The sequence below is a fragment of the Colwellia sp. 5_MG-2023 genome (assembly GCF_030547795.1).
Lineage (GTDB): Bacteria > Pseudomonadota > Gammaproteobacteria > Enterobacterales > Alteromonadaceae > Colwellia.
Map to the genome: position 1 here is coordinate 1 of NZ_JAUOPW010000074.1, position 533 is coordinate 533.

The 533-nt window shown below is 42.2% G+C and carries 1 protein-coding gene; it reads right to left on the reverse strand.

Translation table 11 applies throughout. The features are described 5' to 3' along the window. On the reverse strand, positions 1 to 533 hold a 533-nt coding region (locus Q4496_RS17935), incomplete at both ends, for a flagellin (RefSeq protein WP_303610979.1).

The window sequence follows — 533 nt, forward strand, 5'->3', positions numbered from 1 at the left end:
TTCATGTTAGTTACGTTCGTCATGGTATGCTCAAGACGATTCATTGATGCACCTAACGCTGAGCGTGCACTGCCAATTCCTGCAATTAAAGTATCAACTAGTGCTAAATGAGCTTGCGCTTCACCCACATTTTCAAATGTACCTGCAGTACCACCTGATGCTTCAATACCATCAATCGCTGCATCTACTGAACCAGCCGATCCATCAAATGCAGCAGTTATATCAACGTCTAATGTTTCAGCGGTGCTTGAGCCTACTTGAAATTTAACTGCAGCATCAAATTTACCACCATCAAGTAACTTAGTTCCACCAAAAGACGTATTATCCACAATACTATTAAGCTCAGCAGTTAAAGCAGCATATTCAGCACTTTGCGCAGCCCATTCAGTAGTACCATTCGCGTCACTAGCACCTTGTGTTGCAAGCTCTTTCATACGGTATGCAATGTTAGTCATCTCATCAAACGCACCTTCCGCTGTTTGCATCATAGACATCGCATTATTACCGTTATAAATACCAGCTTCTTGACCTTT